Source organism: Pseudoalteromonas sp. 2CM39R (assembly GCF_023161845.1).
In genome coordinates this window covers 1-21,802 of the sequence record NZ_JALNTM010000026.1, presented here as the reverse complement: position 1 = coordinate 21,802, position 21,802 = coordinate 1, and the positions used below count along the sequence as shown (strand labels likewise).

33 protein-coding genes and 1 tRNA gene are annotated in these 21,802 nt (G+C 42.6%); 3 read left to right on the top strand and 31 right to left on the bottom strand.

Annotated features, from left to right (window positions below; genetic code table 11):
- The first annotated feature begins 290 nt into the window (after window positions 1-290).
- The gene (locus MTF66_RS33395; RefSeq protein WP_248529937.1) at window positions 291-482 is read left to right on the top strand and encodes a hypothetical protein; all 192 of its coding nucleotides are present in this window, start codon (window positions 291-293) and stop codon (window positions 480-482) included.
- Between the two features lie 162 nt (window positions 483-644).
- On the opposite strand, the gene MTF66_RS33390 is transcribed toward MTF66_RS33395, so the two are convergent.
- The 31 genes from MTF66_RS33390 to MTF66_RS33240 all read right to left on the bottom strand — a co-directional run bounded on the left by MTF66_RS33390 (window position 645) and on the right by MTF66_RS33240 (window position 20,142).
- Window positions 645-1,865, bottom strand: coding sequence for a hypothetical protein (locus MTF66_RS33390; protein WP_248529936.1), 1,221 nt, complete (start codon window positions 1,863-1,865; stop codon window positions 645-647).
- Window positions 1,866-1,926: 61 nt separating this feature from the next.
- Window positions 1,927-2,379, bottom strand: a complete 453-nt coding sequence (locus tag MTF66_RS33385; RefSeq protein ID WP_248529933.1) for a phage virion morphogenesis protein — start codon at window positions 2,377-2,379, stop codon at window positions 1,927-1,929.
- Entirely contained in the window at window positions 2,379-2,573 is a 195-nt protein-coding gene (locus MTF66_RS33380; RefSeq protein WP_248529931.1) for a hypothetical protein, read from the bottom strand. Before MTF66_RS33380 ends, MTF66_RS33385 begins: the two co-directional genes overlap by 1 nt.
- Window positions 2,570-4,051: a phage minor head protein gene (locus MTF66_RS33375; RefSeq protein ID WP_248529930.1), complete on the bottom strand. Its 1,482-nt coding sequence runs from the start codon at window positions 4,049-4,051 to the stop codon at window positions 2,570-2,572. The genes MTF66_RS33380 and MTF66_RS33375 overlap by 4 nt, the downstream gene beginning before the upstream one ends.
- Complete coding sequence (locus MTF66_RS33370; protein ID WP_248529928.1) at window positions 4,052-5,617, bottom strand: DUF935 domain-containing protein; 1,566 nt, start codon at window positions 5,615-5,617, stop codon at window positions 4,052-4,054.
- Window positions 5,614-5,769 (bottom strand): hypothetical protein, encoded by a 156-nt coding sequence (locus tag MTF66_RS33365; RefSeq protein ID WP_248529927.1) that lies wholly within the window; start codon window positions 5,767-5,769, stop codon window positions 5,614-5,616. Before MTF66_RS33365 ends, MTF66_RS33370 begins: the two co-directional genes overlap by 4 nt.
- Window positions 5,769-7,370 carry a terminase large subunit domain-containing protein gene (locus MTF66_RS33360; protein WP_248529926.1) on the bottom strand — a complete coding sequence of 534 codons (1,602 nt, stop codon included), beginning with the start codon at window positions 7,368-7,370 and terminating at the stop codon, window positions 5,769-5,771. Before MTF66_RS33360 ends, MTF66_RS33365 begins: the two co-directional genes overlap by 1 nt.
- Window positions 7,363-7,959, bottom strand: a complete 597-nt coding sequence (locus MTF66_RS33355) for a DUF3486 family protein (protein WP_248529925.1) — start codon at window positions 7,957-7,959, stop codon at window positions 7,363-7,365. Before MTF66_RS33355 ends, MTF66_RS33360 begins: the two co-directional genes overlap by 8 nt.
- 2 nt (window positions 7,960-7,961) lie before the next feature.
- Window positions 7,962-8,261: a hypothetical protein gene (locus MTF66_RS33350; RefSeq protein WP_024606090.1), complete on the bottom strand. Its 300-nt coding sequence runs from the start codon at window positions 8,259-8,261 to the stop codon at window positions 7,962-7,964.
- Window positions 8,262-8,272: 11 nt separating this feature from the next.
- Window positions 8,273-8,485, bottom strand: a complete 213-nt coding sequence (locus MTF66_RS33345) for a hypothetical protein (protein ID WP_248529923.1) — start codon at window positions 8,483-8,485, stop codon at window positions 8,273-8,275.
- Window positions 8,472-8,798, bottom strand: a complete 327-nt coding sequence (locus MTF66_RS33340; protein ID WP_248529921.1) for a DUF2730 family protein — start codon at window positions 8,796-8,798, stop codon at window positions 8,472-8,474. The genes MTF66_RS33345 and MTF66_RS33340 overlap by 14 nt, the downstream gene beginning before the upstream one ends.
- Window position 8,799: 1 nt before the next feature.
- Window positions 8,800-9,021 carry a TraR/DksA C4-type zinc finger protein gene (locus tag MTF66_RS33335; RefSeq protein WP_248529919.1) on the bottom strand — a complete coding sequence of 74 codons (222 nt, stop codon included), beginning with the start codon at window positions 9,019-9,021 and terminating at the stop codon, window positions 8,800-8,802.
- Window positions 9,018-9,464, bottom strand: coding sequence for a 3TM-type holin (locus tag MTF66_RS33330; protein ID WP_248529918.1), 447 nt, complete (start codon window positions 9,462-9,464; stop codon window positions 9,018-9,020). The genes MTF66_RS33335 and MTF66_RS33330 overlap by 4 nt, the downstream gene beginning before the upstream one ends.
- A complete protein-coding gene (locus MTF66_RS33325; protein WP_248529916.1) occupies window positions 9,454-9,717 on the bottom strand; it encodes a hypothetical protein in 264 nt (87 codons plus the stop codon). The genes MTF66_RS33330 and MTF66_RS33325 overlap by 11 nt, the downstream gene beginning before the upstream one ends.
- Window positions 9,717-10,310 carry a glycoside hydrolase family 108 protein gene (locus tag MTF66_RS33320; RefSeq protein ID WP_248529915.1) on the bottom strand — a complete coding sequence of 198 codons (594 nt, stop codon included), beginning with the start codon at window positions 10,308-10,310 and terminating at the stop codon, window positions 9,717-9,719. Before MTF66_RS33320 ends, MTF66_RS33325 begins: the two co-directional genes overlap by 1 nt.
- Window positions 10,311-10,383: 73 nt before the next feature.
- On the bottom strand, window positions 10,384-12,045 hold the full coding sequence (locus MTF66_RS33315) for a P-loop NTPase fold protein (protein WP_248529913.1): 1,662 nt from the start codon (window positions 12,043-12,045) through the stop codon (window positions 10,384-10,386).
- Between the two features lie 46 nt (window positions 12,046-12,091).
- Window positions 12,092-12,616 (bottom strand): hypothetical protein, encoded by a 525-nt coding sequence (locus MTF66_RS33310; protein WP_248529912.1) that lies wholly within the window; start codon window positions 12,614-12,616, stop codon window positions 12,092-12,094.
- On the bottom strand, window positions 12,616-12,885 hold the full coding sequence (locus MTF66_RS33305) for a hypothetical protein (protein WP_198523398.1): 270 nt from the start codon (window positions 12,883-12,885) through the stop codon (window positions 12,616-12,618). The genes MTF66_RS33310 and MTF66_RS33305 overlap by 1 nt, the downstream gene beginning before the upstream one ends.
- A 196-nt stretch (window positions 12,886-13,081) precedes the next feature.
- Window positions 13,082-13,267 (bottom strand): hypothetical protein, encoded by a 186-nt coding sequence (locus tag MTF66_RS33300; RefSeq protein WP_248529911.1) that lies wholly within the window; start codon window positions 13,265-13,267, stop codon window positions 13,082-13,084.
- Between the two features lie 220 nt (window positions 13,268-13,487).
- A complete protein-coding gene (locus MTF66_RS33295) occupies window positions 13,488-13,841 on the bottom strand; it encodes a hypothetical protein (RefSeq protein WP_248529909.1) in 354 nt (117 codons plus the stop codon).
- Window positions 13,842-14,267 (bottom strand): Mor transcription activator family protein, encoded by a 426-nt coding sequence (locus MTF66_RS33290; RefSeq protein WP_248529908.1) that lies wholly within the window; start codon window positions 14,265-14,267, stop codon window positions 13,842-13,844. It lies immediately after the preceding gene.
- Window positions 14,260-14,727, bottom strand: a complete 468-nt coding sequence (locus MTF66_RS33285; protein ID WP_248529906.1) for a gp16 family protein — start codon at window positions 14,725-14,727, stop codon at window positions 14,260-14,262. Before MTF66_RS33285 ends, MTF66_RS33290 begins: the two co-directional genes overlap by 8 nt.
- Window positions 14,720-14,899, bottom strand: coding sequence for a hypothetical protein (locus MTF66_RS33280; RefSeq protein ID WP_248529904.1), 180 nt, complete (start codon window positions 14,897-14,899; stop codon window positions 14,720-14,722). Before MTF66_RS33280 ends, MTF66_RS33285 begins: the two co-directional genes overlap by 8 nt.
- Window positions 14,900-14,995: 96 nt before the next feature.
- Window positions 14,996-15,181 (bottom strand): hypothetical protein, encoded by a 186-nt coding sequence (locus MTF66_RS33275; RefSeq protein ID WP_248529903.1) that lies wholly within the window; start codon window positions 15,179-15,181, stop codon window positions 14,996-14,998.
- A gap of 11 nt (window positions 15,182-15,192) precedes the next feature.
- Entirely contained in the window at window positions 15,193-15,795 is a 603-nt protein-coding gene (locus tag MTF66_RS33270) for a DUF3164 family protein (RefSeq protein WP_138764270.1), read from the bottom strand.
- 5 nt (window positions 15,796-15,800) lie between these two features.
- A complete protein-coding gene (locus tag MTF66_RS33265; RefSeq protein WP_248529901.1) occupies window positions 15,801-16,007 on the bottom strand; it encodes a hypothetical protein in 207 nt (68 codons plus the stop codon).
- A 2-nt stretch (window positions 16,008-16,009) separates the two neighbouring features.
- On the bottom strand, window positions 16,010-16,342 hold the full coding sequence (locus tag MTF66_RS33260) for a LacI family DNA-binding transcriptional regulator (protein WP_248529899.1): 333 nt from the start codon (window positions 16,340-16,342) through the stop codon (window positions 16,010-16,012).
- Complete coding sequence (locus MTF66_RS33255; protein WP_248529898.1) at window positions 16,326-16,931, bottom strand: hypothetical protein; 606 nt, start codon at window positions 16,929-16,931, stop codon at window positions 16,326-16,328. The genes MTF66_RS33260 and MTF66_RS33255 overlap by 17 nt, the downstream gene beginning before the upstream one ends.
- A gap of 11 nt (window positions 16,932-16,942) precedes the next feature.
- Window positions 16,943-17,650, bottom strand: coding sequence for an AAA family ATPase (locus tag MTF66_RS33250; RefSeq protein ID WP_248529897.1), 708 nt, complete (start codon window positions 17,648-17,650; stop codon window positions 16,943-16,945).
- Between the two features lie 11 nt (window positions 17,651-17,661).
- On the bottom strand, window positions 17,662-19,872 hold the full coding sequence (locus tag MTF66_RS33245) for a Mu transposase C-terminal domain-containing protein (protein WP_248529896.1): 2,211 nt from the start codon (window positions 19,870-19,872) through the stop codon (window positions 17,662-17,664).
- 3 nt (window positions 19,873-19,875) lie between these two features.
- Window positions 19,876-20,142, bottom strand: a complete 267-nt coding sequence (locus MTF66_RS33240) for a helix-turn-helix domain-containing protein (RefSeq protein ID WP_109874407.1) — start codon at window positions 20,140-20,142, stop codon at window positions 19,876-19,878.
- 363 nt (window positions 20,143-20,505) lie between these two features.
- On the opposite strand from MTF66_RS33240, the gene MTF66_RS33235 reads away from it, so the two are divergent.
- Together MTF66_RS33235 and MTF66_RS33230 are read left to right on the top strand one after the other, a co-directional pair.
- Window positions 20,506-21,042 carry an XRE family transcriptional regulator gene (locus MTF66_RS33235; protein ID WP_248529894.1) on the top strand — a complete coding sequence of 179 codons (537 nt, stop codon included), beginning with the start codon at window positions 20,506-20,508 and terminating at the stop codon, window positions 21,040-21,042.
- Between the two features lie 684 nt (window positions 21,043-21,726).
- Window positions 21,727-21,800: transfer RNA gene (locus MTF66_RS33230), tRNA-Asn, on the top strand.
- Window positions 21,801-21,802 lie beyond the last annotated feature (2 nt).

Below are 21,802 nucleotides of genomic sequence, written 5' to 3'. Positions count from 1 at the left end.
CTTAGGCATTACAACCCTGTTTAAACAATGTTTAAAACTGCACGTAAGGCTTTTTCTTTATATTTTAGATATAGCGTAGGGCTTCATTAGGAAAAGCTGTCAAAATGCTTCTCAGCGTGCCAGTTACGCTCTTTAAAATGGTAAGCTAGATATTTAGTACTAATTAGTTGATGTAAAAACATTATTTAGTGCTACGCAATAGAGAGTAAAAAGCATGATATGATATGAGATTAAATTTATATAGATAGGAGGTTATATGGAAGAATTTTTCATAACACAAAGGAGGCTTTATGCCCAAAAAGAAAGGTATTACCAACCTAAATGGTAAGAATGAAACAGACTCAACATTAAATAGCCTGATAACTAACATAAATGTTAAGTCTGTAAATATTGCAAGAATTATCATTACTATCATAATGAGAGAGTTAACATCTCAAATTATAGAGTTTATCCCCCTGATAATAGAGGTTTTAACTCAATAAATTATTTTAGTTAAAGATATTTCTTTTTAACATTAAGTGGTCAGTAGCTATCCTATTGACCACTTCGTCACTATACACATATTATTTTTAAGTGCATATTCGATTTAGTTATATGAATATGCAAATATACAAATATACAAATATACAAATATACAAATTTTACTACTTCCCCGCGTTTTCAACTTGTGTGTCTTTTTTGTCTTCTTTTTTAAAGTCGACCTTTTTTATAAGTTCCATCATCAATTCTTGTGTATTTAAAGGAAAACTGTCTTGTTGAACTACATTGGTTTGCCTTGAAGCAAAAATACGCTCAGCAATTGAAATTTTAATTCTATTTTGGTCTGCTTCTGGGAGCGATGCAATATAAGGTGTGATTGCTTTTAAATCTAATGCCGTATGATGGTAGTTATATTGCTGTTCGCGGTGTTTAGTCGACTCTCTTGAGAGGTATGCTGCTGGTATTGATAAAATAAACACTAGCACTGTTCTGAAGATTGAGCTTTCCCAATTAAAACCAGAATGAGTTGAATCATAAAATGAATAGCAAACGATATATACAATAATTGCCATGCAAGCCAGGGAACCAAACCTTAACAAATTAGCTGCTTTTTTCTCGGATACCGCACTGGAATCATAATCTTGTGCCATTACCCTGTTTGCGGTCTGCCCTAATACTTCATCCATTTGTTCTTTCTTTTCTTCAAGGTCAGCTAGAGTGGCTTCATATGATTTTTTAATGGTTTGAATCTTAGTGTTTAACTCTTTAAATTCACGCTCAGCTGCGGCATCAACATTATTCATATCGTTTTCAAATTTTATAAACGATTTATCTACAACTTTTTTATATTCACTTAGTTGAGAATCCAATTTTTTACTAATAAGGCTCATGGATTCTGCTATTAATTTATTTTGTGTTTTAGAATAATTCATTTTTCCTAGATCATGAGACTTTGGTATTTCGTCATGTGTTGAGTTGAAAGCACCTACAAGTATGGTTATATCTTTATGGATTAACTCAACAAGATTTTTTTCTCGGTCAGAAGTTTCAGGAGAATTCTTAAAATATTCAAAAACGTTTTCAAAACTTATATCTAAATTATGCAAATAGTCATAAATTCTAGATAAGCCTAATTCGGGCTGGAAGAAAGAGTTTTCAATGCTATAAGTACCCACTTCACACTGAGTTAAAAATGACTCATCTATATCGCTCATTAACTCAGAAATCTCAATATTGATATACTTCAAACAATCTTCAACCTCGGCTAGTAGCTTCGAACCTCTTCTTGCTTTAGCGGAGTTTTTTGTTTTATTAAGCGTTTCTTTTATTTTCAAAAAGTTTTTATTAATTGACCCTATTATTTCAAAAGCATCTTCTACTAACATGATTCCATTCCTGATTATTTTTATTGTAAATTTAGATCTATTCTACATAACTTCTTATAGATTAAACTAAAAAGTCACTCAATATCTCGAACACCTCTTTTTCGTCGTCGCTTGATAACCCTAAAAACGGCCTTGCTGGTATGGCGGCTAAACGCGGGATCATATCGCTGGTGCCACCAAATTGATGAATAGCGCCGTACTCCATGTTTGTACCAAACTCTAGTGATTCATCCCCGATGTTATAAGCGAGTGTGTCGCGCAGTATGTCGTTTAGCCTGAGTATTTTGTCTTTGTTCTTTTTTTTACGCTTGGCGTAGTCGGGGCTAAGTGCTTGCCATGGGGTGCCGTCGGGGCTGCGCTGCTCGTCAAAGTGATCGCGATGGGTGAGCATTAAGTGCTCGCCCACATTGCCCAATGCGGGCGCTAGGTTATTGGCATTTTTAATAAGCTGGGTGAGCACGTCGCTTACAGCTTGTGCGCCCTGGGTGCTTATTTGTATTTTAGCGCCTGCCATTACACTAGCCCCTCGTTAAAGGCTTGGGCGTGTGTTTGCTGGTCTAGCCCTGCGATTAGTGCGGGGAGTAGGTCGGCTATTTGGTCGGCCTCTTGGCCTTTGGCACGTTTTTCAAGGTGCGCAAACTCGCGGCACGTTTGTATGCTGTATGGGGTTTGCTTTAGCAGCTGCTGCGCTTGCTGTAGTAATGTCATCGTCTTTTTTCCTGTGATTTGGCGGCATCTTTTACTAGTTGGTCTATCCAGCTTACAAGCTCTGGTTGCCATTTTTTAAGCTCTTTGCGAGCCAGTGCCCAGGCGGTAAATGCCTCGGCAAATTCTTCGTATTTGTTGGCGGCTCCGTAATAGGTTACGGGTAAGGCGTTTTTTAAAAAGGCCGGTGCGCCTGCGTAATAATGCACTTGGTGCCCTAGTTCGTGTAGCCATGTGGCTACCACTGCATGTGCTTCGTTTTTATCCAGTGCGTTAAGTGTATCTGATATTGTGTGATCGCGTTTTAAGGTTTGCCCGTTGTGCTTAAAGCTGTATTTACCTGCGTTGTTAGCGGCGAGCCTTACGGTAAGCGCTGCGTTGTCTTGCACGGCTTGCATGTCTACTTTGGCTAGGTTTTGGCTGGCTTTTACTTTTACCACTACGTGCTCAAACCCCACTGAGGTAAACCCGCCAACTCGTTTAGGGCTACGGGTGGCGTATTGCATACGGGCGTAAAAGTCGTCTACACCTAAGTACTGCCCAACGTCACTGCGTATGGCTGCGTTTGCTTTAGAACCTGCGCTCATTTCGTTACTTTTTACAAACAGGGTTTTAGTTTGCTTGGCGGTTAAAAAGCTGTTTAAGCCGTTAAGTACTTCGCTATCGAGCTGGGCTAGTAATGGATCGAGCTTTAGCGCTGTAACGTTTTTAGCTGTGCTGTAAGCCGATGGCACAATGCGGCTTGCTTGGTAGTCTGCTACGCGCTGTTTAAGCGGTGGTTTGTCGGCCACTTGCTTTTTAGCCTGGCTTGTTAACTGCGCTGTATTTTTGGGGGTGTAGTCAAAGCCCGGATCAATACCGCGTGGTAGTTCAAACTCTTCGCCTGTTTTTTTATTGGTCCAGGTGTAGTTGCCCTCGTCGGGTGCAGTGCCTACAGTTAGGCCACGGCGCTTAAGCTCACGCTCGCTTAGGCTAAACTTTTTACATTTGCAGCCCCAGCCGTTTTGTGGGCTGTGGGTATCCCACCATGGATGATCAACCGGTAACACTAGGTTATTCCATTTTAAATGCAGTACGCGCGGGGTTTCACTATCGCCATGTTTGTATAGTGCATAAGGGCGTGTGGCTTTAAGCGTTTGTATTTGCCCCTCGCGCCCTGCGTTGTAAGCTTGGCGTATATTGGTTTCGTATATTAACTGGCTGCGCCATGCAGGTTCCCCGTTGTGATCCCAGCCGTAACGCGATTTAATGTTATTAAACTCGTTTTGAAACCAGCCCAGGCTTTTACCCTCGCTTATGGCTTTATCGACTGATGTGTAAAGGTCGTTAAGCATGTCGGCTTTGGTTACACCTGCCACCATAAACGCGCGGTTATGGGCGTTTTGCCAAACATCATCCCAACTAGCGCTTGGGGTGTTTAGCTTTTGCCTAAAAAAGCGTATGGCATCGTCAAACGGCAGTGAGCCGTATCTAACAGCCATTTAACGCCCCTCATCCACTTCTAGTGCGCCTAGTAATTCGCTGGCTGCCATGGCCTTTGCCATTAGCTCAGTAAAGCCCTCTGTGCTTATTTGTGGCTCTAGCTCCAGTATGCCATCGCGTATTTCTTCTAGGCTGCTAGCGTTTTTAACCAGCTCGGTTACGGCATCGCTCATGCTGTTTAAATGGCTTTGTGCTTGTGCGGCCAGCTGCTCGGCTACATGGTCGGCGTTATCTTTTTGCGGTGTATTTTTAAGTGCAGCAAACCCCTTAAGTGCCGCGCTTGGCTCTGTTGGTGCTGTTATTGGGGCAAGGCTTAAAATGGCCTCGCCCTTTTCTGGGAGTGGTATTTGGGTTTTTTCGCTTACCCAACTAACCGGTACTGGGTAGTTGGCTTCGGTGAGTATTTTAAGGGCAGGTGCGAGTACGGCTATGTCGTCGGCTTCGCTGGTGTCGAATCTAAAGCGTGGGATACGGCGTGCGCCTGAGTAGCTTTTAGAGTTAAGCGCGTGCATTGGGTAAATAATATCGCGCGTTATGGTGTTGGCTACTTGCTTTAAATCGCTTTCGGTTATGTCGTCTAGCACGTCCATATGAATGCTGCCTAGGGCATTTGTGCTGGTTTTGCCATCGGCTTGGCTGGTGAGCGTTGCCCCTAATACGGCTTTGCTTTGGGTGGTTTCACACCACTTGATCATGGCTTCAAATGGATCGGCTTGGCCGTTGGCTGCATTTTGAAAGTCGATTTCCATACCCTTGGGGATTATACCGCCTGCGTTATGGCCGATGCTAAGCACGGCACGTAACAAGGTGGCTTTTTCGTCTTCGCTGGCACCATTAGGATATTTACCCAGGCGTAGCGGTAGGCCGTAAATTTCTAAGAATTCGGCAAGGTCGCGTATTGAATAGTTTTTAAATAAGTACGGCCATGCCACGGTTGAAGTTAAACCGGTGCGGTGTATATAACCTGACTTACTGCGGTGAACATGGGCACACCAACCAAATGGGTTTAGTGCTTGGCCTGTGTAGCTGTTGTCGCGCAGCATAAGCTGATTACGGTCGTCTGGGTGGGTTTGAAATAGGTTTTGGTCGCGAAATTCGTAACCGGTAATAATATGCTCGCCGTTATCAAACGCCCAGTTAAGCTCGTTACATGAAAACGATTTTAGTATTGCATCGCTGCAATCAAATAGTAGGTCGTCTAGCCAGGTGGCATCTTCTAGTATTTCTTGAATTGCTGCGGCGTCTTTTTCTTCTTGCTCTGTTGCGTTGCGCGGCGGTTCTACTGACCAGTCGTACTTAAGCCAGCCTCTGCGGCGTTTGGTAAGCTCGCTAAATAGGTGGCCGTCTTTGTCTTCCATGTCTTTTGCTAAGTCGGCCATGGCTGATAAGTTACCGGCATCGGCATCTTTTAATAGTTGCGACAATTTAGCAGGGGTAAGTGCTTCGCTTGGATGCTCGGCATATTGGCGCATTAGCATGCCAATGCGGCTATCTTGCTGAGTTTGGGCTTGCTTAAAGTCGGTTGAATTTAGCGGGTTGCCGTGAATGTCTACTATTTGGTTCATGCGGTTACTCTTATGATGGGCTTAACGCTTAGCACGTATACGTCTAGCGTTTTACTGTGTTGGTGGGCCTTGGCTAAATTGGCGGCGGTTATATCAAGCTGCTCTGCTTTGGCTGTAAACAGTGCTTGGTAAACGATTCTAAAACGTGGCATTACCAGGCTGCCTTACGATCACTTGCAAGGTCGTCGCTGTGGTCGGGCCGTAGGCTGTTAGCGGCTTGCTGAGCTTTGCTAGGCAGTGGTGTGTATTCTATGGCGCTGCCGTCCATTTCTGCTGCCCGTATTAGCATGGCGATTGATACGGCGCTATCGCCGTGGCGTTTGTTGCCATCAGTGCCGGTGTTTTTGCCTTTCTCGACCTGTGCAATACCGTTTTTAAGTTTAATTTGTCCTAGGTCGTCTAGTACGTCTTGGTCTTTGGGTAGTGTGATGTTGTTAGTTTCAAAGTAGTCTTTTAGTTTTGGCATCCATTCGCGATACCAGGCTTGTGATAAATGCACGCTATCTACTAGCTCAGTGCCGTATTTAAGGCTTGCAGCTTCGGCTAAGAAACCGCCGTTACCTGTGGCGTCAAACGCTAGGCCACGTAGTTTTGGTATGCGGTCACAAATATAGAGCATGATTTGCTTTTGCTGCTCGTAGGTTACGTTGCGCAGCTCTACCATAAAGGACACGGTTAGGCTGGTGTCTTGGTTTATTTCACCAATACTGAATACGGTTAAATCGCCTTTGCGGGCAAAATCCTCACCAAACGCATGGGTTAGATCAGGATTTAACCCACTGAGTAAATCATCAATATTTTGTTCAAGCCATGTGGCTACGTCTTTTACGCGCTGCTCTTCTGTCCAGCTTTCAAAGTCGGTGGGGACCTCGTAGCGTATTACTTTGCAGTCGTCGCTTAGGGCACGTTCACGCAGGCGGCTTAGGTATTGGCCTGCGCCTTGGCTTGGTACGCAGTATAGCTCTTCGTTTGCGGCATCGGCAGTGGGGTAAAAATCAACTTGGTTAGCTAGCCATTCGTCTTCTTTAGCTTGCGTCCACGTTTGCCCACTTACCAAACAAATGCGCTTATATAGGCCGTGCCTAAGCGCTTTATCGATGGGGATATGATGCACGGAATACTTTTTAGTGCCACGCCTAGCTTGGGTAATGAGGGTGTTAAATAGGTTATCTACCCCGTTATGGGTTGAAATAATACGTACTCGCCCGCCCCACATAGTTAAGGCCATGGCAGCTTTTAGTACTTCGTCTAGGCGGTCATGGAATGCGGCTTCATCGATTACTACGTTGCCTTGGCGGCCACGCAAGTTACGTGGGTTAGAGCTAAGCGCGACAATTTTTTTGCCGGTATTTGGGAATTTAATTTCAAAGGTGTTGATTGAGCGTTTTGTGCCGTCTGGGTCTTTTTCTTCAAAAATGCCCTCTTCTACTTCGCCCATGACCATGTTGAGCTTTTGCGCCCAAAATGCACAGGCGTCTATAAACTCCTTAGCCATTTCTTTATCTGAGCCAAGATAGTAGGTATTTTGGCCGTTGGCGGCTGCCGCTGCGCTTAGTACGTCGTCGAGTGCTTCGGCAAAGGTTAACCCTGTACGGCGTGACTTTTCGGCAATTTTTACTATTGCTTTGTCTTCCATCCATGCTTTTTGATAGCCAAAAAGTATGTCGGTGCCCATGGCAACCGCTAACGAACCGGACACTTTGCTAAGCGGTAGCTCGTTTGTTTGGGTAACGCTTTGCGCGGTGCTAGTCATGCTTAAGCCCTAATATGTCGCGTTTGAAAAATGCCAGCATGTCGTCTGCGGTTTGCGGTAAGTTTTCGTTTTTAACCTTTTGGTCTAGGTCTTTGACGAGCTTTTGCGCGTAGGCTTTTTCGATTTCTTGCTGGCGTTTGTGTGCGGCCATGGCGGTTTGCTCTAGGCGCTGCGCTGCTAGCATGGCGTCTTTTATGGTGTCGATGTCTACCGCTGCGTCTTCGTCGGGGTTCATCATTTGTTGCTGCATAGCGCGGAACAACTGAGAACGGCCCATTTCTAAAATAAGCTTGGTGGTGTCTCCCGTTGGCTTTTCGCCCAGCTCTGCGGTAAGTGCTTTGGTTGACTCACGCAGGTCGCGTAGCTTTTGGCCTATGGCTTCGGTTTTTTGGGCATGGCGACTTAGGCCACTGCGGCTAATGGTTGCGCCCTCGTCTAAACCTGACTCAATAATAAGGCTGTTTACGGCGTCGAGTATTTCGCCCTGGCTAAAGCGTTTGTCGCGTAGCATTGAGTCGAGCTGCTTTTTAATGTCTTCGGGCAGTAAATCAACTTTGCTGGGTTGGCCTCTGCGGATTGACTCGCTCATAGTTAACCTCGTGGCCCAGGGCGTTTAATGCCAGGTACTACACTTATGCCCTCAGCAACGTCGATGCCTGATTGCGTTATACGGGCTACCCATGTGTTTTCTGTGAGTTTATCGAGTGTTATATAGCCGTTTTGCTCTAACCAATTGAGTAAGGTTTTAAGCTGATCGCGACTGCAACCCAGTGCATAGCGCTGTAGCACATCGGCTAGCATGCTGGTGTTAGCGCCAAAATCGGCGGATTCTTTTAGCGTTATAAGTATGCTAATTCGTTGGTGCTCGGCTTGAACTTGTAACATTGCCATGGTGGTTTTTCCTATGGGTGGGGCTTAAGGGCTGGCACGGTTTCTTCTACTGGTTCGCCGCATCTCATGCAGCGGAACAATGTGTAATCGGTTATGCCTTTATTAAAATCGTTGGTGGTAACAACCTGAGCGTGTATGTTTTTATAACAAGCCTCGGTTTTATGTATGCCTGTAAGCACGGTGATTTTTGCACCGCATTGGCACTTGTCGTTAACTATCGCCATTTCGCGTGCCCCTGAGTTCGTTTTCCATTAGTAAGTCGGTTAAGCGTTTTATATCGGTAAGCTGTGGGTTAAGGCCGTCTATTTTTACGCTTACTTCTAATAGGCGTTTATCTAGGTCGTGTATGTCGTCGGCGTTTGGCAGGTCTTCTATTGTTTTTTCTACGGCACTTAAACGGCTTTCTAACGCTTTAGATACAACCTCATGGGTTGTTTTAGTTACAAAGGTGCTGCGCAACCATGCCAGTGCGCTCCCCCCAATAATGGCAATACCTACGGTTAAAAATGCTTTCCACCATTCCAATATAAAATCCATGCTAGCGCCTATAGTGCTGTTGTTGTATTTCAATGAGCGATTGGCAATCTACACAAGTACTACAGTTTTTAACCGCGTCACGGCGTTGCTTTGGTATGTCTATGCCACACTCTTGGCAGTACATAAACGCTACACCGGACGTGTTTGATTTTTCGCGCTGAATTGATAGCGCGGCATCGAGTAGGTGTTGTTCTATTTTTTGCGCGTCGTCTAATTTACTCACTGCGGTTTCCTTACTTTTTCAATGACGTTTTTAATGCTTTGCTTAACGCTTGGCGCTGCTTTTTCAACTGAGCGGCCAATAACATAACCACCTATACCAAGTTGCAGTAAATCCCATGCTTGCTCTGATAAGCGAAACGCTAATAGACCGAATGAATCAAGGCACACCAATACTAAGAAAGTAAGCATGGTGATAGGCCGCCAGTTACGTTGAAGCCAGCTTTCACCTTTGGCCTCGGCGGTAATAATTTGCGATTTCGCCTCTAACACTTTGCCTTGTAGCTCGACAATTTTACCCTCTAGCACTAGCACTTGGCTTTGGGCTGCGTTTTCAATGCGCTTAAGTTCATTGGTAACGGCTTGGCGTTCTTCGTCGCTGGTAAAGAGATCATCAATTAAATTGGTGATTGGCTCGACCACGTTAAACCAGTTTTTAATTGCCATTAGATTCTCCAAAGCGTTTTTTAAGGGCTTCACGGGCGTTTTTGTAGCTTTGCTGGCCGTCTACGCGCAGCTGTATGTCGATGGCTCTAACCGATTGCCAGCCTTTGTTAAAGTGGCTTTGCATAGTGCCGCAATGGCTGTGCATTGGTATTTTGCGGGGGTCGAATGGCATGTTGTGCATGCGCGCATCTACCTCTTGCTCCATGCGTTTCTCGCGGCCTTTTTGATATGACCAATCCCAATTTTTACCCATTAGACCACCCCGCTTAGCTGGTTTACTGCAAATTCAGTTACATGGGCTAGGCGGTTATACCAGCCCTCTAGGTTTGGTTTTTGGCTGGCATCGTTTGCACAAATACGAGCGTACTTGCGGCCACGGTTTACGCTGAGCAATACGGTTAGGCTAAGGGTTGGACGCTGTAGGATAGCGGCTAGGGTTTTTGGCCCCATGCGACCATCGAGCTTTGAGTTGACTAATCGCTGGGTTAATTGGGTCATGGCGGGTGCGCCGTGCTGTACGGCGCCATCTAGCAGCATAAAGTCAACACCTGCGGGGCTTTGCTCGCAGTGCATGGCTCGCCAATAATCACGATGGTAAAAGCTTACTGCTTTAGCAAGCGTTAGGTTTTTAATATCTACAGTTGGGTAAGCGCGCTGGCTTATGCCGTATTTGGTAAGGCCGCCACGGTCTGATGCAACATTATTTAACCCGCCATCACTGCGCAAGCCCCCCTCCAAATACAAGATAGGTAAAATGCATTGAGCAAATTTAAGCGAGTATGGGGTAAGCGCCGCTTGTATTTCTGGCGATTGTTTGAAGTAAGTTATATTGGGGAGTAATGTCATACCGAAAAACCTTGTTGTTTTTCGGTATTTTGGTTAGTTAGCCTTGATTAATGGCCGTGCGAGGTTTCGGGAATTAATCTAGGTTTGCCGACATTTCAACTAACTCTTGATAAAACTTAAGATCCAAAGTATTTCTGAATACATAAAACATAAGATTCAATCTTTTTGTATTTACCTGATTTGTAAGCTGTTTGCGAAGTTCTTTTGTAGGGTCCCCCCGAGAAAGGCGCTCATGAGCATGCTCTACTTGTGCTTCTAGGTCATTTTTAATCGAAGAAAATTTAGTACTAAACTCCTCTTTCGATTTTGCAATTGAGCCCAAATATATCTCTAGATAACTATTTAAAGATAATTCTTCTTTAACCATAACATTATTTACATTATTTATACTATTTGAACTCTCATATTCAACTTGTGTGTTACCAACTCTAGGGTACAACAATCGGTCTTTACCAGACTCAATTCTTACCTCAACTTTTACTTTATTAAATTCCGATACTACAGCCTGAACCGCACCACTCATCTCGTTGACCGGAATGAGTGAACTATTTGAATTCACCCACTCAATAAACTGCTCATACTGACTATGATTTTTTTCCATTAAAGCTACTAATACTACAAGAAACGGTATATCCAATGTAGTATCTCTATTTACTATTGATAATATGAGTTCAATTCTATTTAACACTTTAATTGCTTGACGTGGTGCTATTCTTAAACTGTTGAAAATGTCGGCGCATAATTTAAAAAAGGCTGGTAACTCAAAGTTTATATAGGGAAAAAGTATAACTCCTCGCTCCTGAACTAGCTCCGGCGTTAGTGATTTTGATAAAAAATTATTTAGTAATAAATCTTCAGTTACGTTTGCTCTCAGATAATACTTGTTATCAAAAAAACGGCTTAAATATTCTTCAGCGTTAAAACCTGAGCCATATACTGATTTAACAGTATGACTTAACTGTTGAGTATTTGTAGCAACAATAAAAACTAGTCCTGGGATGTCAAAAACGTGCTTGATTGCTTCCAGCATTTCTACAGCATAGGTAGGTTTACAGCGGTCCAACTCATCAATAAAAATAAAAGCTGGATAGCTATTTTTAATAGTATTCATATTATTAACAGGATGTTCTACAACGTATTCAACCCAGCTTTGAATAGCTAGCTTTAGTGTTTTTACACTTTCTTTACTATCAGTGACTTCTTTACAGAATACTTCGAGTACCTTTTCACCAGCTTTAGAAAAATCAACTTCTTTACCTGAACCTGTTAATTGTCCCTCATTCGTTTCTGTAGAATCAAATATATTAAAATCAAACCCTAAGTACCTTTTCATTAAAGCACTACCAATCCTTGGCGCAGCCGCTTTTATAACCCCATTTAACTTTCTTTGAGTTTCATCAGGATCAATTTTGTCTGTTTGCGTTTTTAATTGCTCTATAATTTCACTTAAAACAGTCATCAACGGAGATTCAAGGTAGTCAATAGCCCACGCATCAATATAGACGACTGGATGATTGCCTTTTAAATCTTCGCTCCAACGCTTCAAAAAGTAGGTTTTACCTGCGCCCCATTCAGCATCAAGGTTTAGCACGTAATTTGATAAATTATTTTTATCTGTACCACCTTTTGCTTTAATTAAAGACGTTAAATAAGTGGCGTATTTCGCTCGACCAAGGTTATCAGGGGAAAATACTTTATCATCAATCGGTTTAGGTTCGTTCCAATTAAAATCCATTTTTATCCTACAAACAAAAAAGGCCACTTTAAAGTAGCCTTTTAATTTATTTAGTTTTGACTTGAGAGCTAACTTCAGCCTTTGCTGACTGCTCCATTAGTTTCTGTATTTTTCCTAAACTACCATTGATCAATATACCACCAAGAAATATGGCTGCGGCTAAAGCACCTCCTGCCCAAGCAATCTTAATGTTTATTTTTCTGATTTCAGAATTACTTTCTTTTATTTCTTTTTTAAAATTTTCATCGCAAGATTTCAATTCAGATTTGAAGTCGGAACTTAATTCTTTAACGTCTTTCCTCGTTTCTTGCACTAACGTATTCACTTGAACACTCAGAGTTTCAGATAATCGTTCCTGTCCTAATGATAGCTTGTCGGAGCTAGAGCTCAATAAGTCCTCAATTTTACTGAGGGATTGATTAATATGGTCATGATTCGATTCTAGCTTAGCTATTTTGATAGAAATTTCATTTTGATTGGTAAGTACCCACTCAAGATGTTTTTTTTCCGAAGCTCCTCCCCCATTTTGAGGAGGCTGTGACGGGAAGTTATTTTGATTATTTTGTTCCATCACTTCACCCTAGGTTGAAGCCAATCCCAGACAGAGTTAGGCTGAACCCCCCAAAATGAGTCTACCGTCGTTATAACAAAAATAAATTTTGTATCGCCTTCACCTACCAGTTTATCAGACACTTCTTTAACACTTCCGCCTAAAGGCTCATGTAAAAACCAGCCCAACTCGGAGAAAGTGCAGTGTAAATCACCAGGATACTTTGACTCGATGAGCTCTTGTAAAAAATCCTTATTCGCCATATTACTGACTATAGAATAAACAGCCATAAACCTCTCCCTTTAAGCATAAAATACCTGCTGTTTTTTAAGCAATAAAACTTTCATCATGCTATTTAAATTTACTCCCTGCACATAGTAAACCTTGCATTAAGATAGTAAGGGCTTTTAAATGTTTTTTCAATCAACAGTGTATATAAATGATTTTAAATACAACAAAAAGCCGCGTAAAGCGGCTTATTTTTGCTTAACCAAGATTACTGAGATTTTGCTTCATCCGGTGGGCATTATCAGCAAGTACTGTGGCTATATCGCTTAAGCCTATTGGTACATTATTACTATTGGGGAGACTTGCGAGCTCTGCAAATAAAGATAAGGTGACTTGAATATTGTGTAGCTCATTTAATGCATGCTCTTTTAATTTGTTATCCATTACTAATTCCTAAAATACAACAGCAAGGGTTACTACATTAAAAACGAACTTAAACAGTATTTTATAAACTTTAGCTGATTAACTTTTATCCATGCTGTGTACTTTTAACTTTTTAATGATAGTAGTGCAAAAATAATCAACTTTTTTATAAGCTCTAACCATCAAGTTACCTTTTGTATAAATCCTTGCAGAAAAAGTACGGGTAGCAGCAAACATGAATTTAACCTGTTAAATCCCTTAACTTTTGCTGTAACTCAGTAATGCCTTTTAGCAGCTGGTTGGGCTGATGTATAAGCATAAACTCTAGGTCTTGCGCTTTTGTTTTTTCAAGCGCTGCTGGTTTTTTTGCTATGAGTGGTGCGCCTACTTCGTCTATAAATTTGTTTTTGTCTTGCATTACGTGCAGCTGTATTTGTATATCCGTGCTTTGCATTTGCAGTGTGCCCAGTAGTACGTAATTGTTTCGGTGCTTACCCTCTAACATATCGACTATTAGCGTATCTACACACTCTATGGCCTCGGCGGCTATGTTAACCGCTTCGCTCATTGGGGCTTTTTTGGCTGGATTAGTCATTTAAAATAGCCTCCTTTGGCGGCGCTCGGTTTCTACAATGCGTTGGTGCTGGATGATTTCGGCTATGCGGCGCTCTGTTAGTTTAAACTTATTGGCAAGCTGCTCGATGTTGTTGCCTTTATATTCTTGCCATATTTGTATGTCGCGCAGCGCGGCTTTTAGACGTTGGTCTGTGGGTATGTATACGTCGCGCCCACCAAAGTAATGACCTATTGCTAGGGTTATGGCCTCGCCTACCCCTTGCGGATTGTTTACACTGGCTTTAGTTAACTGAGACTCAATAAGTAGTGCAAGCGATTGTAGGTTGCTAGGCCAGCGTTTACGTACTTCGGCTGCATCCTCGGTAGATAACTTGCTCAGGCAGTCTTGCAGCTGCTCTACGCTTTCGCCAAACAGCTCTGATTGGAGTTCTTTTTGATTAGTCATTATTACCTCTCGGTTGCTCTTTGTTCGATTCACGCTTTTGCCACTGCTTAAGTGACTCCAGTACTTTAAACGCTTGTTGTTGAGTTAAAAACTGGGTGTGATAACTTACGTTTACACCCTCTTTTGCGCGGTTTAACATGCGGTTTACGTAGGCATCTAGGGCGGTTTCTGAGCCATCACGTACAATGTTTTGTTTGTGCATGCTGATCCAAATTGCGCGTATTTTGTTTATTTCGCCTAGCTGCTTTGCTGATGATTTAGGGCTTAAACGGCGTTTAGCCTTGGCTTTAAACCCTGCTTTTTTAAAGTGTTCTAACACTTTGTTTAGCTCTGGCAGACTCATTTGGCTGCATGACGTTTTACCCGCTGAACCAAGTAATGCGGCGCGGTAGGTGTCGTCGTCTAGCCCTAACTGCCCTTTTGCTATGTGAATGAGCTGTATTAACTTTGCTTTAGTCATTTTTAAACTCTTCTAGCTGCGCGCGTAGGGCTAAGTAGCCTTGACCTATTAGCTGGGCCTCTTGGTCTGTAAATACGCTGGTGTCTATTGATAGCTTGTGTGAGCACTCTAAAAACTTAACTAGGGCAACAAGCTGTCTTAACTCTAATTTTGGTTTTACGATATAGGCCATGTGACCTCCTTTTGTTGTTTGCTGTTTATCAAAGTGCTTTTGCTTTGGGTAAAACACTTTGATAAAAAGCCGCGTCCGTGCGCGCTTTTTAATGGTTTAGCTGGCGTGGCTTACGCTTTTTTGCTTAGGCGGGTTAATGCCTACCAGCTGGCTTTGCACTACAAAGCTGATGTTTTGAAACACAAAGTTGATGTTCACTGGTTCTTTACTTTGTGCCACTAGGTTTAAAACTGTTTGTAGGTCGCTGTGTTCGTTTACTTGAATTGTTGATTTAACTTCCATGATTGCGCCCCTTACAGCTTGGCTATATCGAGTGATATGGCGTGTTCTTGCTCGCCTATGGTTTCGTAAAAACGTATAAAGCGCGTTGAGTCCATTACCAGTATTGAGTCGGCTATAATGTCCATTGCGCGCTGCCATTTTCCGGTTTCGTCGGTGATATTTAGGCGGCGTAGGCCGAGTACTTTTTGCACTGAAACTTTGCCTTTTTTGTCGGTGGCAAAGGTTTGCTCAATAATGAGTTTTAGGTTTTCGTTTGCGCCCTCGCTCCATTCGTTTAGGCATTCGTCAATTAGGTCTTTTGCTATTATTAGCTCTGGCCCCAGCTCTATGCTTTCTTGCACTTGCAGGGTTACTTTTTGCTTGTGATCAAAACTGCGTAAAGTGACGTTGCCTTTTGTGCCGCCCAGTTCTACTGCGTACTCTTGTGCTAATAAGCCTATGAATGCGTCAAACTCGCTCATTTGCTCTTTTTTAAAGGCGGCTAATGCTTTGCTTTGCTCTTTGGCTTTGGCTATGGCCGATTGCACAAACTCATGGCGAATAATGTCGGCTGGGCGAATCGCTTTAAGTGGCACCTGGTGGCCTTTGTGATTTTTTAAAAACTCTTGTGACATGGTGGTTATCTCTCTATAAAAATGATGATTTGGCCGTATAATTTTGCTGGGCGAACTTGGCGGGTTTGCCCGTTTTTGGTTTCGGTTAGCACGGGTAAATGTGCTGGGGCTTTGCCTGCCACTTCGATTACATGGCGGCTAAAGCCTTTGTGTGAGCTGATAATTTGCAGCCCTTGTTTTTGTAGCTCTTTGAGTACGTTGCGCAGTTGCATGGTTATTTGCTCCCGCATATTTTTGAGTTTGGGCAACCATTGCGACATGCTTTATATAGCGCGACGCGTACATGATTGGTGGCTGCGAACTTTCTGTTTTGGTGCTCTAGGCATTGGTTTAGCGGTATTTCGTCTAGGATTGGGCAAATTACCGTTGATGCCATAAATACGCCCTCTACACGCTGCTGTATTACGTGTGTAGAGGCTTTGTATTTGCGATTCATTACTTGGCTTACTGTGGCTTTACTTACGCCTAGCTTTTCGGCAACGCTGCGCATGCCTTGCTTTGCTACTTCGTCTTTTAAAACGTGTAGCCAGTTAGCTGTTGAAGTCATGCGCTTCTCCCAGTGTGACGGGGGCTATTTTTACGGTTTTACGTTGCACGGCGTTAAACTCAACTAGCTCGTTTGTGTTTGGGTCGAATATGCCTGTTGCTTTTGGAACAGGGCGTTTTGGACCGGTGTTTTTAAGCATGCGGTATATGGTTGTTTCTCCTGCTCGCTCAATGACTGAGCCTGTGCGCGGGGCTGATTTGACAACAAATATGTACCCTGCTTTTTTTAAAATTGAGATATATGAACGCGCAGAGGCTACCGATATGTCGGCGGTGCTTGCTACTTGCCCTGCATCAAATTCATTTAGGATTCGCATTGATTGCCACATGCGCTGTCTCCCTGAGTTTTTTTGTTTTGTATCACTGTTTTTTGGTTGTTTAAACGGCTTGTATTGGGCGTTTAAAACGGTGTAGGTGATGTGTTCGTAATCAACATTTTCGGCTATGGCCTTGGCTGCTATTAAACGTTTTGCAAAGGCTTTTAAGCTGTCGAGTGTTGTGTGCTCTATGGCATCGCGCACTTGTTGCAATGAGAATGTTTTTAGGATTCTCATTGCTTGCCATGCGTCTTGTAATTGTGGGCGGCTCACTGAATCTCTCCTTACGCTTTTTTAAGGAAAAATTCTTTAGAACCCCACTGCTGTAGGTCGATGCTTGTTAGGCCGTTTGCCAGTGCAAAGGCTTCTATTTTTGATAACCCTGTAATGATGCGACGCACTTCGCCGTCGGTGTCGCTGAGCAGCTGGCTTAGTAGGTCGTCTTGTATTGTGAGCGTTGGCTCTATGACTGCGTTGACGATAATGTGCAGGTCTTCGCGTTGGGTTGGCTGGAACTCTAACCATTCTGATATACGGTTATAAAATTGACGGTGACGCTGTAATTTGCGGCGCACTGACTCCATGCCAATAAGTACTACTGGGCAGTTAGTTAAGTCGTGAATATCGCGCACAATTTCGAGTGTGTTTTTGTCGTTTAGTAGGTAGTCGGCTTCGTCTATAAACAGTGGGCGGTTGTGTATTGCCATGTGCTCTATGATGTAGTTAAGCATGGCTTCACGGGTGTAAATGTCTGGGCCGCTTAGCTCTTTAACTATTTGACGTAAAAGCTGCGCTAATGTCATACCTGATGTGGCACGTATGTAGATGCCGTCGCATCGATTAACCAACCATGCTGTTGCTGTGGTTTTACCAAGACCTAGATCGCCGTAGATTAGGCCAATGCCTGGTACGCCATGCGCGCGTTGATTTAGAGCTTCTACCATCATTTGTGTAGCTACTACATTGCTTACGATTGCTATTTTAGTTTTCATGGTTTTTCCTTTTACTGTTTATGTAATTGAGTTGGTGCAGCCGGTGCTGCGTTCATGTCGCTTAGTAGGTCGTCTAGGCGTTTTGATGATGCGCGATTGTTTTGCTCCCATGTGTTTAACCAGCTTGCATCTACTTCGCTTAACTGATTTGTTAGGCGCTGCTTTTTATGAAACATGGCTTTGCTTTGTGGGTTGTCGAATAGCGGCGTTGGGTTGACGTTTGCTATGGCGGTTTCAATTTCTAACTGCTTACGGCGTTTTTCAAACTCGCTTAATTGCTCGTCGCTAAAGCCGACTGCTGGCTTGCTGTCGAGCGCTTTGGTAGCTGACTGTGTTATGACATTGGTATGTTCAACCGACTGTTTAGGCAGTGTTGCAAGCGCTTTGTTTTGGGTTGTGTAATGCCCTAGCACTTCGTTTGCTATGTCTGATACGTTGACGCTTTTAGCGGTCTTTTTAAGCTCTTTAAGCTTGCGTGATGTTTCGGCTGATTGACTGCGTTTTGCGTGGTGTGCTACGTCTTGGCGTGTCATGCCTGCTGATTGAATTTCGTGGTCTACTGCGATACAAATAAACTCGTTATTCATGCGATTAAATACGTAAATACGGCCTACGTTTTTAGGGTCCCATTTGCATAGCACTTCATCTCCTACGATTGCGCCCAGTTCTGGGGCAATATAGAACCCGCCACTTAATTTAATGCCCTCTTTACCTACCATGCGTAAACCACGATTTGACGGTATTGGCTGTAGCATTACATCAAGCAAACGCTCGTCTTTGATCACTTTGATTTGGTCGCGACTTGCTGCGAATAAATCGAATGGTGTTTTGTTGCCTAAGTTGCTATGTGGTTTGTGGTGGTAACGGTTGTCTATCCAGTTATCTACGAACTCTTGCAGCTGCTGCGCGGTCATGTTGATTTCGATAGCTGATTTATCACCACCCTGCTTTGCTAATAGGCGCTGTGCAAAGGTTTTGCGCGCTTCTATAGCTTGGCGTTCTGAAACGTTGTGACCTATGTAACCGGTTAATAGCTCGGCTATGTCGTGCGAGAACGTTTTGAAAAAGCGCTCTATGTAGGGCTTTTCTTCACCTGAAAACGGGCGTGTTGTTTCGTGCTTTATGTCGAGCGCGTCAAACACACTTTTGATTTGTATTGAGGTGTAGTCTTTACCGTTATCGGTGCGGGCTATTTCGGGTATGCCCCAATCGAGTATTGCTTTACGTATAACTAAACAGATACCGGTGCTGTCACTGGTTGGGTGAATAACGACTTTTGCACGGCGGCTAAATACATCGATAATTCCGATTAGTGAGTGGCGGCCATCGGTTAGCATTACGTCTGATGGGGTTGAATCGAATTCCCATAATTGGTTAAGACGTTTTACGTTTTCGTCCATTTTACCCATGGCGCTCATATACTTGTTTTTCCAAGCATCTGGGTTTGCCATTTTGGTATAAAGTGCGCTGTTTTCGCGCTTCCAACGTGTTAGCCAATCGCGGATTGTGGTTTCTGCTGGTAACGATTTACCTACTTGATAAAAACGAGCAATTAAGCCCTCTTTTATTTGGGTGGCTTTTACGTGTGGGTATTCGTAGATCATGGCTATGCAAAAATCGCTTAGCTCTTTGTCTGAGTCGATGATTGATTTACCGGTGCGCTTAGGCTTTAAAGCTAGCCCTGCTATGCCTTTTTCAGTTACGGTTTTTTGCCAGCGTATTAATGAATTACGCGACACTGACGGTATAACAGATTTACACTCTAATACGTCTTCAATTAAACCTTGGTTATAGCGCTCGCTAAAAAGTTTTAAGCCAACAATTTTGCCTAGTTTGTTTGCACTTATATATGCGTCTGCTGCATTTAATATTTGCACTTTGGCGCTTACTTTTGGATCGATTTTTTCTAATCCAGCTAAGGTTTTTAGATTTGATTGACGTTGGTGATCAATTAAATCTTTGCTTAGGCTGTTCACTTTTTCTTTAACAGCTAGGTAAGATGCACCGCTTTTAGACGCTGGTGTATCCATTGATTTAATAATAGCCTCTTCAACTTGTACACGAACATATACAGGCAAATCACAAAGCGCGTATTTTCGCACTTTGCCACCACGGCTAGGTACTTCTGTAAAAGGCCAGTTTTCGTTTTTAGCTTTGATTTGAATGCTGCGCTTACTAAATAGTAAGTAATCAGCAAGTTGTTTAGCTGTGTAGAGTTCCATAATTTACACCCCGTTCATCTTACGACGTCCGAGCTTACGATTTGGCTTGCCATCTTTACCGTAACGCTCAGGCCATATTTCACAGGCACTTACGCCGATTACATCGGCAATAATTCGCTCTATAGCTGGGTAGGGTCTGTGTAATGCAGTTTGCACAGCATTTGAGGTGTAGCCGCGACTAAAAGACAACTGGCGGCATGACCAACCCTCATCCTCTAGCGCAGCTTTTATATCTGCTTTTGTCCAACCTGGACATTCTATGCTATCCATTTAAGCCACCTTTTGTTGTATATGTTTGTATCCATGAACACAAGCATATACATACATTTATATACATTCAAACTGTTTTTTATACGAACGTATACACAAATGGTTAAGCTATTGATATTTAATATTATTTATTTTTTATTAGAGGGGATCGCGGTTCGCGCTTTTAAAGTGCGAAAGATCGCACTTGATAACACGGACTGTGTAAATTTTTTATTTTGTATGCACTCGCATGTGTGCTTAAATATATATACATCAATCATCCGAACACAGACTTGCTGATAAATGGCTGCATTCAACGACTATTTAAAATCGTTAAGGGAACAAAAATCCCTGGACATAGGCACTGTTGCTAAGCGCATTGGAGTGCATAGACATACTCAGTCAAATTATGAGGGCCATAGAGATCCCCCAATTGATTACTTGGTTGATTTTGCAGAGGTGGTGGGTGTGCCTTTTACTGAGATTATTAAGAAACGCCTAGATGATTCAAAAGCTAATGAAGAAGCTGCTAAAAAAGCTATTAGTTCTTTAAACGCAGTAAATTCAACCGATAACAAAGTTTCTGATAATTCACTTAAGTACAAAACTAGCAGTGAATTACTGCAAGTGAAGCTTGGTGAGCTTTCACATACTGCTGTGCCTATGGATGCAACCGTATACATTGACACCTGCAACAAGAACGTGGCACCTGGTGCTATGTATGGCTTTCTAAACCCAATGACCGGTTGTTACTTTGCAGCGAAGCTAGCGTTAACTGATACACAGCTAAGGCTAGTATTTGATAACGCAAAGCGTAAAGATGCTGAATTTAATGTTGAGGATGGTAGTACTGAATCGCACTATATTTTGAAGACTCTAGGGCTTTTAGGTAGGATTATTAAGGCCGAGCTTATTTTTTAGTTACCCATTTACTCCCGCGAATTTTAAAGTTGCTTTTTATTTTACCCATTTTATTCGCTCTTCACCTTTCGCACTTAGTTTTTGTTAAACCCCCTTTAAACCCTTATTTATCCCGTGTTTTCCCATCTATTCTTATCTATTCCCTATTACCCATTAAGATCTGTTAGTTACAGTAACTCATTAAAACGAGATTATTTGTTTATTTAATGCAAAACCATATTTATGTTGAATAAATAGCCAACCCTTTGATTGCTCTGTTTTTATACAAAACCACATAACTCTACAAACATTTTATTTTAATCAACATAGAAACTATCTATTACGTCTTTCATTTAGATTTAGTTCAACAAACTTTAACGATACAAAGTAAAAGTGAGGTATTTATTTTAAATACGTTTATAAAGTCTTTTTAAAAATAAAGGAAATAGACCAGTTTTTTATTACTAAAAGCTACTTTTTTAAATTTTATGGCAACTTTTATTGGATAAAGATCCTTACTTGATTCAAATATTACGCTGTTTTTGTAAAACAATATCACTACGCTTTACTTAAATAGTGTTATAAAACGCGCAGATTGCACATAAAAACAACGAATAGACCTCTTTTTTGAATTTATGATCTTTTATATGTTGACACTTTGCTATGCGGTCATTAATATTTCGCCCCGTTGAAAGGCAAGACGCTTCCCCCTTAGCTCAGTTGGTTAGAGCGACGGACTGTTAATCCGCAGGTCCCCCGTTCGAGTCGGGGAGGGGGAGCC

What these genes read in the sequence shown, in the direction of transcription:
- MTF66_RS33395 (WP_248529937.1), top strand. Translation starts at nt 291, where the DNA reads ATGCCCAAAAAGAAAGGTATTACCAACCTAAATGGTAAGAATGAAACA.
- MTF66_RS33390 (WP_248529936.1), bottom strand. Translation starts at nt 1,865, where the DNA reads ATGTTAGTAGAAGATGCTTTTGAAATAATAGGGTCAATTAATAAAAAC.
- MTF66_RS33385 (WP_248529933.1), bottom strand. Translation starts at nt 2,379, where the DNA reads ATGGCAGGCGCTAAAATACAAATAAGCACCCAGGGCGCACAAGCTGTA.
- MTF66_RS33380 (WP_248529931.1), bottom strand. Translation starts at nt 2,573, where the DNA reads ATGACATTACTACAGCAAGCGCAGCAGCTGCTAAAGCAAACCCCATAC.
- MTF66_RS33375 (WP_248529930.1), bottom strand. Translation starts at nt 4,051, where the DNA reads ATGGCTGTTAGATACGGCTCACTGCCGTTTGACGATGCCATACGCTTT.
- MTF66_RS33370 (WP_248529928.1), bottom strand. Translation starts at nt 5,617, where the DNA reads ATGAACCAAATAGTAGACATTCACGGCAACCCGCTAAATTCAACCGAC.
- MTF66_RS33365 (WP_248529927.1), bottom strand. Translation starts at nt 5,769, where the DNA reads ATGCCACGTTTTAGAATCGTTTACCAAGCACTGTTTACAGCCAAAGCA.
- MTF66_RS33360 (WP_248529926.1), bottom strand. Translation starts at nt 7,370, where the DNA reads ATGACTAGCACCGCGCAAAGCGTTACCCAAACAAACGAGCTACCGCTT.
- MTF66_RS33355 (WP_248529925.1), bottom strand. Translation starts at nt 7,959, where the DNA reads ATGAGCGAGTCAATCCGCAGAGGCCAACCCAGCAAAGTTGATTTACTG.
- MTF66_RS33350 (WP_024606090.1), bottom strand. Translation starts at nt 8,261, where the DNA reads ATGGCAATGTTACAAGTTCAAGCCGAGCACCAACGAATTAGCATACTT.
- MTF66_RS33345 (WP_248529923.1), bottom strand. Translation starts at nt 8,485, where the DNA reads ATGGCGATAGTTAACGACAAGTGCCAATGCGGTGCAAAAATCACCGTG.
- MTF66_RS33340 (WP_248529921.1), bottom strand. Translation starts at nt 8,798, where the DNA reads ATGGATTTTATATTGGAATGGTGGAAAGCATTTTTAACCGTAGGTATT.
- MTF66_RS33330 (WP_248529918.1), bottom strand. Translation starts at nt 9,464, where the DNA reads ATGGCAATTAAAAACTGGTTTAACGTGGTCGAGCCAATCACCAATTTA.
- MTF66_RS33325 (WP_248529916.1), bottom strand. Translation starts at nt 9,717, where the DNA reads ATGGGTAAAAATTGGGATTGGTCATATCAAAAAGGCCGCGAGAAACGC.
- MTF66_RS33320 (WP_248529915.1), bottom strand. Translation starts at nt 10,310, where the DNA reads ATGACATTACTCCCCAATATAACTTACTTCAAACAATCGCCAGAAATA.
- MTF66_RS33315 (WP_248529913.1), bottom strand. Translation starts at nt 12,045, where the DNA reads ATGGATTTTAATTGGAACGAACCTAAACCGATTGATGATAAAGTATTT.
- MTF66_RS33310 (WP_248529912.1), bottom strand. Translation starts at nt 12,616, where the DNA reads ATGGAACAAAATAATCAAAATAACTTCCCGTCACAGCCTCCTCAAAAT.
- MTF66_RS33305 (WP_198523398.1), bottom strand. Translation starts at nt 12,885, where the DNA reads ATGGCTGTTTATTCTATAGTCAGTAATATGGCGAATAAGGATTTTTTA.
- MTF66_RS33300 (WP_248529911.1), bottom strand. Translation starts at nt 13,267, where the DNA reads ATGGATAACAAATTAAAAGAGCATGCATTAAATGAGCTACACAATATT.
- MTF66_RS33295 (WP_248529909.1), bottom strand. Translation starts at nt 13,841, where the DNA reads ATGACTAATCCAGCCAAAAAAGCCCCAATGAGCGAAGCGGTTAACATA.
- MTF66_RS33290 (WP_248529908.1), bottom strand. Translation starts at nt 14,267, where the DNA reads ATGACTAATCAAAAAGAACTCCAATCAGAGCTGTTTGGCGAAAGCGTA.
- MTF66_RS33285 (WP_248529906.1), bottom strand. Translation starts at nt 14,727, where the DNA reads ATGACTAAAGCAAAGTTAATACAGCTCATTCACATAGCAAAAGGGCAG.
- MTF66_RS33280 (WP_248529904.1), bottom strand. Translation starts at nt 14,899, where the DNA reads ATGGCCTATATCGTAAAACCAAAATTAGAGTTAAGACAGCTTGTTGCC.
- MTF66_RS33275 (WP_248529903.1), bottom strand. Translation starts at nt 15,181, where the DNA reads ATGGAAGTTAAATCAACAATTCAAGTAAACGAACACAGCGACCTACAA.
- MTF66_RS33270 (WP_138764270.1), bottom strand. Translation starts at nt 15,795, where the DNA reads ATGTCACAAGAGTTTTTAAAAAATCACAAAGGCCACCAGGTGCCACTT.
- MTF66_RS33265 (WP_248529901.1), bottom strand. Translation starts at nt 16,007, where the DNA reads ATGCAACTGCGCAACGTACTCAAAGAGCTACAAAAACAAGGGCTGCAA.
- MTF66_RS33260 (WP_248529899.1), bottom strand. Translation starts at nt 16,342, where the DNA reads ATGACTTCAACAGCTAACTGGCTACACGTTTTAAAAGACGAAGTAGCA.
- MTF66_RS33250 (WP_248529897.1), bottom strand. Translation starts at nt 17,650, where the DNA reads ATGAAAACTAAAATAGCAATCGTAAGCAATGTAGTAGCTACACAAATG.
- MTF66_RS33245 (WP_248529896.1), bottom strand. Translation starts at nt 19,872, where the DNA reads ATGGAACTCTACACAGCTAAACAACTTGCTGATTACTTACTATTTAGT.
- MTF66_RS33240 (WP_109874407.1), bottom strand. Translation starts at nt 20,142, where the DNA reads ATGGATAGCATAGAATGTCCAGGTTGGACAAAAGCAGATATAAAAGCT.